The following is a 12,285-nucleotide window of genomic DNA, read 5'->3' as shown; positions in this document are numbered from 1 at the left end:
CGAAGAGAAGGTTTTGACGACGGTCCTGGGCCGGTGGAAGAACGCGGTGGACGCGCACGAACCGGAGCGCGTGGCCGAGAACTTCACCGAGGACGCCATTTTCCAGGGCCTGCACCCGTACACGGTCGGGCCCAAGGGAGTCGCCGAGTACTACGGTTCCCAACCGCTCGGCATGACCGCCGAGTACGAAATCCTCCAGACGCGCCGGCTCGGCGAGAACCTGGTACTCGGATACCTGCGCGTCGACTTCGCCTTCACCGATCGACCGACCTTGAGTGTGCAGCTCGGTGTCGTGGTCGAGGGGGAGAAGATTCGGCACTACCAGGTGTCGCGGCTCTGAAGGAACGGCACGACGAGGTCGCGGAACTGGGCCGGGCATCTGCTGTGCACGCGATGCCCGGCCGCGATGGCGACCAACCGGCCGTTCGGCAGCCGGCGCGTCATCTCGGTGAGGTGGTCCAGTCGGACGTGGCTGGTGGGGCCGCCGTGGACGAGCAGTGTCGGCGCCGCGACCGCCGGCAGCCGCGACCACCAGTACGGGTCGGGCGTGCGCAACTGCGTGATCACCGGCCGGACCATCGACCGGTCGAAGGCGCGCCACGTGACCAGTTCGGCCAGCGACCTGGTCGGCGGCGGGCCGGGCTCGTGGGGTGGCGGGGGAGTGTCCTCCAGGACCAGCCGCCGCACCCGGGCCGGGCTGTCCAGCGCGATCATCGACGCGATGCGGCCGCCGAGCGAGTGGCCGACCAGGTCGACCCGATCCAGGCCCAGTTCGTCGAGCAGGCCGACCATGTCGTCCCGAAATCCCGCCAGCGTGTAGTCGGCCGCGCGGGAACTCCGGCCGTGGCCGCGCAGATCCGGCAGGATGACCCGACGGTCCGGTAGGCATGCCGCCAGGCGGCGCCAGGTTCCGCCGCTGCTGGCCATCGCGTGCAGCAGCACCACCGGGGGCCCGTCCGGGGTTCCGGTCTCGCGGTAGGCGATGGTCACGTCCCCGACTCGCACGGTCGGCAGGTCGACAACGAGCACCCGGTCAAGCCTAGCCGTGATCACGCCGTCGCGGTGCGTAGTCACTCGAACGCCGCAGAGGGGCGTTCCGGACCGGAAACCGCGGCGACCGTAGCGCCGGGCCGATCGACGGGGTAGAACTAGCCAACCTCCCATCACAACACCAAAAGCCGGACCCGTCCGGGTCGCAAGAGAGCGCTCTCATCGACCCGTTCGAGTTTGGGAACGGACCATTCCTCTACTCGGAGTGGAGGAACGGCCCGTTCCCAACCTCAGTCGGACCCCGAGACGACAGGACGCATCCATGACCATGGCCCGAAGACTCGGCCGGGCGCTCGTGCTCGGCATCGCGCTGGTGGCGGCCCTGCCCGCCGTCGCGACGGCGGCCCCCGCGCCGCAGTTCCACCCCGGCGGCGCGCCGGACCTGGGGCCGAACGTGACCGTGTTCGATCCCTCGATGCCGGTGAGCCAGATCCAGGCGGCGCTGGACGCGGCCAACGCCACGCAGGTCGACAACGAGATGGGCACGCAGCGCTACGCCTTCCTGTTCAAGCCGGGGACCTACGGCACCGCTACCCAACCGCTGCAGATCAAGGTCGGCTACTACACCGAGATCGCCGGCCTCGGCGCGTCCCCGACCGACGTCGTGATCAACGGCAAGATCGAGACGTACAACCGGTGCCTCGAGGGCGGCGGCACCAGCAACTGCCTGGCGCTGGTGAACTTCTGGCGCACCGTGGCCAATCTTTCGCTCAACATCAACGCCACCGGCCAGGACGGCTGCCGCGCCACCGCCAACTTCTGGGCGGTGTCGCAGGCGGCGTCCGTGCGGCGGGTCGACGTCACCGGCGGCGGGCTGTCGCTGATGGACTACTGCACCGCCGGCCCGCAGTACGCCAGCGGCGGCTTCATCGCCGACTCCAAGCTGCCGTCGGTGACCAACGGCTCGCAGCAGCAGTGGCTGATCCGCAACAGCGAGATCGCCGGCTGGTCCAACGGCGTGTGGAACCAGGTCTTCTCCGGTGTGGTCGGCGCGCCGGCCGAGACCGGATTCCCCAACCCGCCGTACACCACGCTCGACACCACCCCGGCCAGCCGGGAGAAGTCGTACCTCTTCGTCGACTCGCACGGCAAGTACAACGTGCGGGTGCCGTCCGTGCAGCACAACAGCAAGGGCGTCACCTGGGCCAACGGTCTGACGCCCGGGCGGACCGTCCCGCTGTCCGACTTCTTCGTCGCCAAGCCCTCCGACCCGGTGTGGCTGATCAACGCGGAACTGGCGCTGGGCAAGAACCTTCTGCTCACGCCCGGCGTGTACGACGTCGCCCAGAGCATCCACGTGTTCCGGCCCGACACCGTCGTGCTCGGGCTCGGCCACGCCACGCTCACCGCCGACCGCGGCGCGATTCCGCTGGACATCGCCGGCGTGCCCGGCGTGATCGTCGCCGGCGTGACCTTCGACGCCGGCGCCCAGAAGTCCCCGGTGCTGCTGCGGGTCGGCCTGCAGCACGGCTTCGGCTTCAGCTCCGCCGACGACCCCACGACACTGTCCGATGTGTACTTCCGGGTCGGCGGTCCGCACGTCGGCAGCGCCGACACCGCGCTGCAGGTCAACAGCGACAACGTGATCATCGACAACACCTGGGTGTGGCGGGCCGACCACGGCGTGGAGAACCTGACCGACACCGAGCGGTGGAACACCAACATCGGCCGGCTCGGGGCCGTGATCAACGGTGACCACGTCACGGCCACCGGCATGTTCGTCGAGCACTTCCAGACGTACAACACCGTCTGGAACGGCAACGACGGCACGACGATCATGTACCAGAACGAGCTCCCGTACGACCCGCCCACGCAGGCCGACTGGATGCACGGCAGCGTGCCGGGCTACGGCGGCTACAGGGTTGGCGACAACGTGAAGACCCACCACCTCTACGGCGGCGGTGTCTACGTGTTCAACCAGAACAACCCGACCATCCACACCGCCAACGGCTTCGAGGTCCCGAACCAGCCGGGGGTGAAGCTGCACCACATCATGACCGTCAACCTCAGCGCCGGCACCATCGACCACGTCGTCAACGGCGTCGGCGGCCCCGCCGACACCACCAAGGTCGGCCAGCCGGTCTTCGTGACCGACTACCCGTGAACCGACACTGACGCGAGAAAGCCGACCGCGCGGGAGAGGTCCTCTCCCGCGCGGTCGTGTCGTTCCCGGCCTCACCGATGCCGCGTCGTGGCGCCGAAACGCCCGGCGAAATAACTGTATGCTTGACGGGTATTTCGTCGTGGGAGGGTGGTCGTCATGTGGCCGGCGAACGGGCGCTACGAGATGGACGTCGCCCCGGCAGGTCTCGGGTTCGTGCACGATCTGCTGAACACGATTCCGGCGGGCAAGCCGCGCGAGGCGGATCTGCTGGCGGAGCTGGGCGACGCGCAGGGGTGGCTGGACGGGGCCCTGGCGGCGTGGGCGGCGGAGACGGGCCGGCAGCGGCCCGAGGTGACGCTGACGGAACGCGACCTCGACCAGGTCAGGGCACTGCGCGACGAGATCAGGGGCGTGGTGACCGGCGCGGAGCCGGCGCGCGAGTTGTCGTCGGCGACACTGCGGCTGGACGAGGACGGCCGGGTGGTCGTCGAGCCGCGGGGGACCGGCGCGCGGCTGGTGTCGTCGGTGGTGCTGATCGAGATGCTGACCGCGCAGCAGGCCGACACCTGGCGGCGGCTCAAGGTGTGCCGCAATCCCCGCTGCCAGGTCGCGTTCTTCGACCGGTCCCGGAACAACAGCGGCGTCTGGCACGCCACCAAGGTCTGCGGCAACGTGGAGAACCTGCGGGCCCACCGGGCACGCGCCAAGCTCGCGTGACCGGATCTCCGGAGGTTCCCTCATCGACGCCGCGAACCGGGTGGCCGCGGTAAGACACGCTTCGTTCCTTTTTTACCAGTGTGACGAAAACGCCTGTGTTGTGCCGCGTCGCGCATGGTTGCGGCGCGCCCGATGACCCGGTCGGGAAATGGGCTTCGAGCTGCCGAATTGCCGGTGACGACAAAAGGCGGCCGTGGAATCGTCGTGCCGCGCCGGTCGGGTGCGGGGTCTGGCATCGTCCCAGGAAGCGAGTGGTGCGACGAATGATGGTGGTCGGTGACTCGGCGCTGGGCTACACTGGCTCGCGAATCGCAGAAAAGCGTTTCCCTGCGGTGAAACGAGCCGGGGGAGGGTGACCCGCTGGGGGTGAGTCACCCTCCCTCTTCTGATCGTCGCGTATTCAACTTTTTCGTGCGCCCCCGCTGTGACGAAAATGTCGAAATTCAGTTCCGGATAGCCCGCGGGGCCGTGCCGAACATGTCGGCGTCGAGCTGGACGGGGGTGCCCCGACACGCCGTGGGGCGTCACCGAGGCGACGCCTGCTCGCGCCAGCCGCGGGTGAGGACCACGTTGGCCTTCTCGGTGATGACCTTGTCCAGGTCGATGCCGAGTTCCTCGGCCGTGGCGAAGGCCGTGATCACCACGTCGGCCAGTTCGGCGTGCATCTCCTCGGCGGTGCCGCCGCGGCGGGCCTGGCCGGACCAGCGGCGGTAGGCGCCGACGAACTCGCCGCACTCCTCGGCCAGCGCCAGCACCTGCCGGTTCGCACCGCCCTCGGCCGGGAAACCGTTGGTGTGCAGGTGTTCCACGATCACGCGGGCCAGGTCGCGCAGGTTGCCGGTAGTGATGTCCACCGGCGCATTCTGGCGGAGTCCGGGGCGGAGGCGCGGCGTGGGGGTCTGGGGGCCGGGCCCCAGAAGACACTCCGAGCGCGACTCGCCCATGAGGGAGGCGGTGACCTGTGACTTCCCCTCACAGATCACCGCCTCGACGTCAGTGTAGCACCAACTCGAACACGTGTTCGACATGTGGTGGCGCGGGTCACGCGATAGGGTCGCCACGAAGGGGGATCACCATGATCGTGAACGTCAACGGCGTCGAGATCGACGCCGACACCTTTGGCGAGCCGGGCCGGCCGGCGGTGCTGCTGTTGTCCGGTTCCGGCAGCTCGAAGGACTTCTGGCAGCCGGAGTTCTGCGAGCGGCTGGCCGAGGCCGCTGGCTTCGTCATCCGCTACGACATGCGGGACACCGGCCAGTCGACGACCTACCCGGTGGGTGAGCCGGACTACACGCTGCTCGACCTGGCCGACGACGCCGTCGCGCTGCTGGATCACTTCGGGGTGCGGCGGGCGCACCTGGTCGGCATCTCGATGGGCGGCGCGATCGCCCAGCTGATCGGCATCACCCACGCCGACCGGGTCGCCTCGTTGACGCTGCTGGCCACGAGCCCCGGCACGGACGACCTGCCGGGCCCGACGGAGGCCCTGCGGGCGCACTTCGCGGCGGAGCAGCCGGCCGATCCGATCGAGCGAGCGGTGGCGGCGTGGCGGGCCTACGCCGCGCGGTCCGTGCCGTTCGACGAAGCCGGCACGCGCGAGCTCATCGCCCGGGAACACGCCCGTGCCAAGAACATCGAGGCCGCCACCAACGCCCACGCGACCAAGCGCATCGACCGGTGGGCCGACCGGCTGGGTGAGATCACCGCGCCGACGCTCGTCCTGCACGGCGACGAGGACCCGCTGTTCCCGATCGAGCACGGCAAAGCGCTCGCCGACGCGATCCCCGGCGCGGAACTCCGGACGCTGTCGCAGGTCGGGCACGAGATGCCGCCCCGGGCCTGGGACGAGGTGATCGCGGCCATCGCCGAGATGGCCACGACGGACTGGGACCTCCGCGCCGATCGCCTTGCCGCGCAAGCAATTGCCAACGGTCAGCCCACCTCCTGGTTCGATCGTCTCTACGGCGAGGGCACGCGCGGCGAGATCGAGATGCCGTGGAACCGGCAGCATCCGCACCCGATGCTCGTCGAGTACCTGGAGGGCCGCTCCGGCGAGGGCAGGCGCGGCCTGGTCGTCGGCTGCGGTCTCGGCGCGGACGCCGCGTTCCTGGCCGGCAAGGGCTTCGCCACCACCGGTTTCGACGTCTCCGAGACGGCCATCGAGGTGGCCCGCGAGCGGCACGCCGGCATCGACTTCCGCGTGGCCGACCTGTTCGACCTGCCGAAGGAATGGTTGCGGGCCTTCGACTTCATCGTCGAGATCTTCACCGTGCAGGCTCTGCCCGAGTCGGTCCGGGCCGAGGCCGGCGCCGCCGTCGGCAGCCTGCTCGCGCCCGGCGGCACGCTGTTCGTGGTCCAGATGTCACGCGAGGAGGGCACGATCGCGGACGGGCCGCCATGGCTGCTGACCCGAAGCCAGATGGACGGCTTCGCGGTCGACGGCGTCTCCGCCGTCTCCGTCGAGGAGCGGGACGGACGCTGGATCGGCGAGTTCACCCGATGAGCCTGTCCAGCACGGGCTTGACCCGCCTGCACGACACACTGCGCCGGCACGTCGAGGACGGCGCCTGCCCCGGCCTGGTCAGCGTGATCCACCGGCGCGGCGAGACACACGTCGACGTGATCGGGGACGTGCGGCGGGACACCATCTTCCGGATCAGCTCCATGACCAAGCCGATCACCGCCGCGCTGGCCATGGTGCTGGTCGAGCAGGGCCGGCTGCGGCTGGACGAGCCCGTCGACGAGCTGCTGCCGGAGCTGGCCGACCGCCGCGTGCTCACGTCGATCGACGCCCCGATCGACGACACCGTGCCGGCCAACCGGGCCATCACCCTGCGGGACCTGCTGACGTTCCGGCTGGGCTGGGGCGGTATCTACGCGCCGCCCGGCACCTATCCCGTGCAGGTCGCGGCGGCGGAGTTGCAGCTCGGGCTCGGCGACGGCCCGCCGCAGCCGGCCGGCCCGCCCGAGCCGGACGAGTGGATGCGCCGGTTCGGCACGCTGCCGCTGCTCAGCCAGCCGGGCGAGCGGTGGATGTACCACGTCGGCGCGGAGATCCTGGGCGTGCTGCTGGCCCGGGCCACCGGCAAGACGCTCGGCGAGGCCATGCGGGAGCACCTGTTCGAGCCGCTCGGCATGATCGACACCGGCTTCCACGTGCCGGCCGAGAACCTCGGCCGGCTCACCGTCAGCTATTCGGACGGCCAGGTCTTCGACGCCGTGGACGGCCAGTGGAGCAAGCCGCCCGCGTTCGAGGCGGGCGGCGGCGGGCTGGTCTCCACCGCCGACGACTACCTGGCCTTCGCCACCATGTTGCTGGGCGACGGAAAGCACGGCCGGGAGCGGATCCTGTCGCGGCCGTCCGTGCGGCTGATGACCACCGACCAGCTGACGCCCGAGCAGCACGCCAACGACGGCTTCTGGCCCGGCTTCTTCGGCGAGCACCGTGGTTGGGGCTTCGGCGTGCAGGTCGTGACCAAGCGGGACCAGCTGTGGGCCACGCCCGGCCGGTACGGCTGGGACGGCGGGCTCGGCACCTCGTGGCACAACGACCCGGCCGAGGAGCTGACGGCCGTGCTCATGACGCAGCGGGCGGCGTTCCCGCTGAGCTCGCCGCTGTACCTGGACTTCTGGAACGGGGTCTACGCGGCGCTGGACGAGTAGCTACGCCTGGTAGCCCTTCTCCTGCAGCACCCAGGTGTTGCCGTCGGGGTCGGCGAAGTCCGCGAAGGAGTTGTAGTCGGTGTGGTCGGGGTCCACGCCCGGCTGCCACCCGTCCTTCATGTGCCGGACTTCGCTGACCTCCAGCCCCTTGGCCGCCAGCTCGTCCCGGACCGCCACGATGTCGGTCACGACCAGGTGCAGACCCTTGATCGACCCCGGCGCCGCGTCGGTGATGCCGACACCGAACGCGATCGAGCAGGCCGAGCCGGGCGGATCCATCTGCACCACCCGGAAGTTCTCGCCCGCCCGGTGGTCCACGTGCACGTGGAAGCCGCACTTGTCGGCATAGAACGCCTTCGCCCGGTCCACGTCGGTGACCGGCAGCAACACCAGCTCCAGCTTCAGCTCCACGCCGCCCACCCTGCCACACCGTAGCCGTGCCGAAGCGCCGGAACGGGCCGCGCCCGGCAGGTGCGGCCCGTTCGGTGACGCGGGGGATGACAAAGGGGTTGCCGACAAACGCCGTCGACGGCCCTTCGGAGTGTGCTCTCGTTCGTCAGGGCGCGCCTGGGGCTAGATCCAGGGATTGCACGGCCACATTCGCCGAATTAAGGGTCCAGCCGGCGGACCCGGGACCGCACCGTGCCACCGGGTCACGCGTGTCCGAGACGTTCGTCCCGGTGTTGAAGGGCGTGTTGGGTGTGGTGGACAGCACGTTCGTGTAGAGGTAGCTACCACTGCTGTACACGCACTGATGCAGATTCAGGTACCGCCCGGCGGCCAGATCCAGGGATTGGACGGCCGTGTTCGCCGAATTAAGCGTCCAACCAGCGGACGCGGCACCGCATTTCACCGCGGAGTCGGGTGTGTGAGAGATGTTCGTCCCCGTGTTGAAGGGCGTGTTGGGTGTGGTGGACAGCACGTTGGTGTAGAGGTAGGTGCCACTGCTGTACACGCACTGGTGCAGATTCAGATATCGGCCACGTACCCGGTCCAGGGATTGCACGGCTACGTTCGCCGTGTTGAGCGACCAGCCGGAGGACGCGGAACCGCACTGTGCCGCGGTGTCACGCGTGTCCGAGACGTTCGTCCCGGTGTTGAAGGGCGTGTTGGGTGTGGTGGACAGCACGTTGGTGTAGAGGTAGGTGCCACTGCTGTACACGCACTGGTGCAGATTCACATACCGGTCTCCCGATGCCATGGCAGGTGCTGTCGTCAGTGCGAGCGCACTGAGACTCAGCACTGTCACGATGGCGGATCTCCACGACTTCAGGGCCCTTGTAGCGCGCACGCTTGGTCCTCCTTCTGGTTTTTGGTCGAGACATGCCGGGCGTCGACCACAACCCGGCTATGGCAGCCGCTGGGCGTCCGTTGCGCCACATATCGAAATCTGCGGTCTCACCGATATTCGACCGCTATCACTATAAATGCCAATCCGGCCGTCCGGAGTGATGCAATCGAGTGGTTCGAATGGAAAGCAATCGGGTGAATCCCGATGGAGTACGCCCGAACCGCACATTCGTGGCTGCTGATACGGCCATCAGGGTCGCCACCTCCCGCTCGGGATGCGGCCACGGCGGCGACGTCCCGTCGGCCTGGGACTGCCGGTCCAACCCTGTGAAGAAGGCGGCGAGCTCGTCGGTGTCGTCGCCGCGGAACGCCTCGCTCAACGCCGGGTCGTTCAACGCCCGCACGAAGAACACGATGAACAACCAGCGACACCATGCGCCCGTGCTCGTCGATGGGCACCAGCTCCGCCAGCGTGGCCCGGATGCCGCTCTACCGGCCGGACCCGGCCGCGCTGATCGTGGCCGGGTCCGTGCCGGTCGGGAACTTCGCGGCGCTGTGGCTACTGGCGAACGCCAACAACCGCGCCCGCTCCTAGGCGACCGAGGGCTGCTCGCGGAACTGCGTGTTGTGCAACTCCGCGTAACGGCCGTCGGCGGCCATCAGCTCGGCGTGCGTGCCCCGCTCCACCACCTGGCCGTCCTCGATGACGAGGATCTGGTCGGCGGCGCGGATGGTGGACAGCCGGTGCGCGATCACCAGCGCGGTCCGGCCCTGCAGCGCCTCGGTCAGGGCGGCCTGCACCGCGACCTCCGACTCGGAGTCCAGGTGCGCGGTCGCCTCGTCGAGGATCACCACGCGGGGCCGGGCCAGCAGCAGCCGGGCGATGGTCAGCCGCTGCCGCTCGCCGCCGGAGAGGCGATAGCCGCGCTCGCCGACCACGGTCTCCAGGCCGTCGGGCAGGCTCCGGATCAGGTCGCCGAGCCGGGCCCGCTCGATGGCGTCCCACAGCTCCTCGCTGCTGGCGTCCGGCCGCGCGTACCGCAGGTTGGCCTCGATGGTGTCGTGGAACAGGTGCCCGTCCTGCGTCACGACGCCGACCGCGCCGCGCACGTCGTCGAACGACAGCTCCCGAACGTCCACATCGGACAGCCGCACCGCGCCGGAGGTCACGTCGTAGAGCCGCGGGACCAGCGACGCCATGGTCGACTTGCCGGCGCCGGAGGAGCCCACGAGCGCCACCAGCTGGCCGGCCTCGGCGCGGAAGCTGATGCCGTGCAGCACTTCCTGCCCGCCGCGGGTGTCCAGGTTGGCCACCGACTCCAGCGACGCCAGCGACACCTGGTCCGCCGACGGGTAGGCGAACCTGACGTCGTCGAACTCGACCGAGACCGGCCCCTCCGGCAGCGGCGTCGGGCGCGACGACTCCACGATCATCGGCCGCACGTCCAGCACCTCGAAGACCCGCTCGAACGACACCAGGGCGGTCATGATGTCGACGCGCGCGTTGGCCAGCGCGGTCAGCGGCGTGTAGAGCCGGGTCAGCAGCAGCGCCAGCGACACGACCGTGCCGGCGGCGAGCTGACCGCTCAGCGCCAGGTAGCCGCCGACGCCGTACACCAGGGCCTGCGCCATCGTCGGCAGCAGCGACATGCCGGTGAGGAACCACCGCGCCGCCATCGCGGTCCGGATGCCGATGTCCCGCACCCGCTCCGCCTTGTCGCCGAACTCCGCCGCCTCCGCCGCCGGCCGCCCGAACAGCTTGACCAGCGTCGCCCCGGGCGCGGAGAAGCGCTCGGTCATCTGGTTGGTCATCGCCGCGTTCAGCCCCGCGGCCTCCCGCTCCAGCCCGGCCATCCGGGTGCCCATCCGCCGCGCCGGCAGCAGGAACGCCGGCAGCAGCACCAGCGCCAGCAGCGTGACCTGCCACGACAGCGACAGCATCACGCCGAGCGAGAGCGCCAGCTGGATCACGTTCGTGACCAGGCCCGACAGCGAGGACGTGAACGCCCGCTGCGCGCCGATCACGTCGTTGTTGAGCCGGCTGACCAGGGCGCCGGTCCTCGTGCGGGTGAAGAACGCGACCGGCATCCGCTGCACGTGCTCGAACACCGCGCGGCGCAGGTCGTAGATCAGGCCCTCGCCGATCCGCGACGACTGCCAGCGCTCCACCAGGCTGGTGCCGGCGCTGACCACCGCGACCAGCGCGATCAGCACCGCCAGCCCGACCACCACGCCCAGCGCGGCCCGGTTGATGATCGAGTCCACCACCCGGCCGGCCAGCACCGGCGTGCTGACCGCGAGGAAGGCGTCCACCACCGTCAGCCCGAGGAACACCGCCAACTTGCCCCAGTGCGGACGGGCGAACTCCAGCACCCGCCGCAGGGTGCCGCGGCGCACCTGGCTCGGGGCGTCCGCCCGAGCCATCGCGCCGCGCATGAACATCCAGGAATCCATGATCCCCCCGACCTCGTGTGTCCGACGACCGGGGAACCGGGCCGTCTACTCTTCTATTCCATGTATCTCGGCGTCGACGCGGGCGGTACGAACACCAGGGCGGTGCTGGTCGACGCGGACGGCGTCGTGCTCGGCGCCGGCAAGGCCGCCGGCTCCAATCCCGTCGTGCACGGCGTGGAGAACGCCGGCCGGCAGCTGGAGTCCGCGCTCCGGCAGGCTCTCGGCCACCATTCTGCCGCCGGGGTCACCGCCGCGGTGATCGGGCTCGCCGGTGGGCCCACCGCCGGCCAGCCCCTGCTCGACGAGGTCGCCCGGGTGGCCGCCGAGCTGGGCATCGTCACGCCCCGGCTGGTCAGCGACGTCGAGGTGTCCTTCGCCGGCGGCAGCGACGTCCCCGACGGCGTGCTGGTGCTGTCCGGCACCGGCGCGGCCGCCGCCGAGTTGCGGGACTGGCGGATCGTACGCCACGTCGACGGCAACGGCTGGCTGGTCGGCGACGACGGCTCCGGCTTCTGGCTCGGCCGGCAGGCGGTGCGGGCGGTGCTGCGGATGATCGACGGCCGCGGCCGGCCGACCAAGCTCGCCGACGTCGTCTGCTACGCGCTGGCCGTCCCGCTCGACGTGACCGCGCTGGAGGCCGCCGTCTACAGCGAGCCGCCGCTGCGGCTGTCCACCCTCGCGCCGCTGGTCACGGCCTTGTACGCGCAGGACCAGGTCGCCGCCGAGATCGTCACCGAGGCCGCCGACCTGCTGCTGGCCTCGGTCGCCGCCCTCGACCCGCTCGCCGCCGGATACCGCCAGGCCGTGCTGGCCGGCGGCCTGCTCCTGGCCAAGGGCCCGCTGCGGGCCCTGGTCACCGACGGGCTGCGGGAGCGGTTCGGCCTCACCGCCCGCCCCGCCGAGGACGGCGCCCGCGGCGCCGCCAAACTAGCTTACCTTCTGTAACCGCCCTGATGTTGTGAAAGGACCATTCCTGACGTTCAACGTCAGGAATGGTCCTTTCCAAA

Annotated in this window: 13 protein-coding genes; 7 read left to right on the top strand and 6 right to left on the bottom strand. The window is 70.0% G+C overall.

Annotated features, from left to right (window positions below):
- The first annotated feature begins 13 nt into the window (after window positions 1-13).
- Window positions 14-340 (top strand): nuclear transport factor 2 family protein, encoded by a 327-nt coding sequence (locus BJ998_RS04735; RefSeq protein ID WP_246488520.1) that lies wholly within the window; start codon window positions 14-16, stop codon window positions 338-340.
- Here the strand turns inward: BJ998_RS04735 and BJ998_RS04730 are convergent.
- Window positions 319-1,029: an alpha/beta fold hydrolase gene (locus BJ998_RS04730; protein ID WP_312889927.1), complete on the bottom strand. Its 711-nt coding sequence runs from the start codon at window positions 1,027-1,029 to the stop codon at window positions 319-321. The two genes, BJ998_RS04735 and BJ998_RS04730, sit on opposite strands and share 22 nt — an antisense overlap.
- Window positions 1,030-1,312: 283 nt before the next feature.
- Here BJ998_RS04730 and BJ998_RS04725 point away from each other — a divergent pair, with 283 nt between their 5' ends.
- Both BJ998_RS04725 and BJ998_RS04720 read left to right on the top strand, forming a co-directional pair.
- Window positions 1,313-3,154, top strand: coding sequence for a pectate lyase-like domain-containing protein (locus BJ998_RS04725; RefSeq protein WP_184858816.1), 1,842 nt, complete (start codon window positions 1,313-1,315; stop codon window positions 3,152-3,154).
- Between the two features lie 156 nt (window positions 3,155-3,310).
- Window positions 3,311-3,871 (top strand): CGNR zinc finger domain-containing protein, encoded by a 561-nt coding sequence (locus tag BJ998_RS04720; protein WP_184858814.1) that lies wholly within the window; start codon window positions 3,311-3,313, stop codon window positions 3,869-3,871.
- A gap of 524 nt (window positions 3,872-4,395) precedes the next feature.
- Here the strand turns inward: BJ998_RS04720 and BJ998_RS04715 are convergent.
- Window positions 4,396-4,725, bottom strand: coding sequence for a MazG nucleotide pyrophosphohydrolase domain-containing protein (locus BJ998_RS04715; protein WP_184858812.1), 330 nt, complete (start codon window positions 4,723-4,725; stop codon window positions 4,396-4,398).
- A 221-nt stretch (window positions 4,726-4,946) separates the two neighbouring features.
- Between BJ998_RS04715 and BJ998_RS04710 the strand changes: the two genes are divergently transcribed.
- A complete protein-coding gene (locus tag BJ998_RS04710) occupies window positions 4,947-6,374 on the top strand; it encodes an alpha/beta fold hydrolase (protein WP_184858811.1) in 1,428 nt (475 codons plus the stop codon).
- Window positions 6,371-7,534 (top strand): serine hydrolase domain-containing protein, encoded by a 1,164-nt coding sequence (locus BJ998_RS04705; protein ID WP_184858809.1) that lies wholly within the window; start codon window positions 6,371-6,373, stop codon window positions 7,532-7,534. Before BJ998_RS04710 ends, BJ998_RS04705 begins: the two co-directional genes overlap by 4 nt.
- Here the strand turns inward: BJ998_RS04705 and BJ998_RS04700 are convergent, their stop codons facing one another.
- The 3 genes from BJ998_RS04700 to BJ998_RS04690 all read right to left on the bottom strand — a co-directional run bounded on the left by BJ998_RS04700 (window position 7,535) and on the right by BJ998_RS04690 (window position 9,246).
- The gene (locus BJ998_RS04700; RefSeq protein WP_184858807.1) at window positions 7,535-7,945 is read right to left on the bottom strand and encodes a glyoxalase superfamily protein; all 411 of its coding nucleotides are present in this window, start codon (window positions 7,943-7,945) and stop codon (window positions 7,535-7,537) included.
- Between the two features lie 145 nt (window positions 7,946-8,090).
- The gene (locus tag BJ998_RS04695; RefSeq protein ID WP_184858805.1) at window positions 8,091-8,714 is read right to left on the bottom strand and encodes a hypothetical protein; all 624 of its coding nucleotides are present in this window, start codon (window positions 8,712-8,714) and stop codon (window positions 8,091-8,093) included.
- Window positions 8,715-8,955: 241 nt separating this feature from the next.
- Window positions 8,956-9,246 (bottom strand): hypothetical protein, encoded by a 291-nt coding sequence (locus tag BJ998_RS04690; RefSeq protein WP_184858803.1) that lies wholly within the window; start codon window positions 9,244-9,246, stop codon window positions 8,956-8,958.
- A 29-nt stretch (window positions 9,247-9,275) separates the two neighbouring features.
- Here BJ998_RS04690 and BJ998_RS04685 point away from each other — a divergent pair, with 29 nt between their 5' ends.
- On the top strand, window positions 9,276-9,419 hold the full coding sequence (locus BJ998_RS04685; RefSeq protein ID WP_184858801.1) for a hypothetical protein: 144 nt from the start codon (window positions 9,276-9,278) through the stop codon (window positions 9,417-9,419).
- On the opposite strand, the gene BJ998_RS04680 is transcribed toward BJ998_RS04685, so the two are convergent.
- A complete protein-coding gene (locus BJ998_RS04680) occupies window positions 9,416-11,278 on the bottom strand; it encodes an ABC transporter ATP-binding protein (RefSeq protein ID WP_184858799.1) in 1,863 nt (620 codons plus the stop codon). The two genes, BJ998_RS04685 and BJ998_RS04680, sit on opposite strands and share 4 nt — an antisense overlap.
- Window positions 11,279-11,338: 60 nt before the next feature.
- On the opposite strand from BJ998_RS04680, the gene BJ998_RS04675 reads away from it, so the two are divergent.
- A complete protein-coding gene (locus BJ998_RS04675) occupies window positions 11,339-12,223 on the top strand; it encodes an N-acetylglucosamine kinase (RefSeq protein WP_184858797.1) in 885 nt (294 codons plus the stop codon).
- Window positions 12,224-12,285: the final 62 nt, after the last annotated feature.

Origin of the sequence: Kutzneria kofuensis (assembly GCF_014203355.1) — a bacterium.
Classification (GTDB): domain Bacteria; phylum Actinomycetota; class Actinomycetes; order Mycobacteriales; family Pseudonocardiaceae; genus Kutzneria; species Kutzneria kofuensis.
This window is presented reverse-complemented; position numbering and strand designations above follow the sequence as displayed.

Coding starts and splice junctions, on each gene's coding strand:
- BJ998_RS04725 (WP_184858816.1), top strand. CDS start 1,313: ATGACCATGGCCCGAAGACTCGGCCGGGCGCTCGTGCTCGGCATCGCG.
- BJ998_RS04720 (WP_184858814.1), top strand. CDS start 3,311: ATGTGGCCGGCGAACGGGCGCTACGAGATGGACGTCGCCCCGGCAGGT.
- BJ998_RS04710 (WP_184858811.1), top strand. CDS start 4,947: ATGATCGTGAACGTCAACGGCGTCGAGATCGACGCCGACACCTTTGGC.
- BJ998_RS04705 (WP_184858809.1), top strand. CDS start 6,371: ATGAGCCTGTCCAGCACGGGCTTGACCCGCCTGCACGACACACTGCGC.
- BJ998_RS04685 (WP_184858801.1), top strand. CDS start 9,276: ATGGGCACCAGCTCCGCCAGCGTGGCCCGGATGCCGCTCTACCGGCCG.
- BJ998_RS04680 (WP_184858799.1), bottom strand. CDS start 11,278: ATGGATTCCTGGATGTTCATGCGCGGCGCGATGGCTCGGGCGGACGCC.
- BJ998_RS04675 (WP_184858797.1), top strand. CDS start 11,339: ATGTATCTCGGCGTCGACGCGGGCGGTACGAACACCAGGGCGGTGCTG.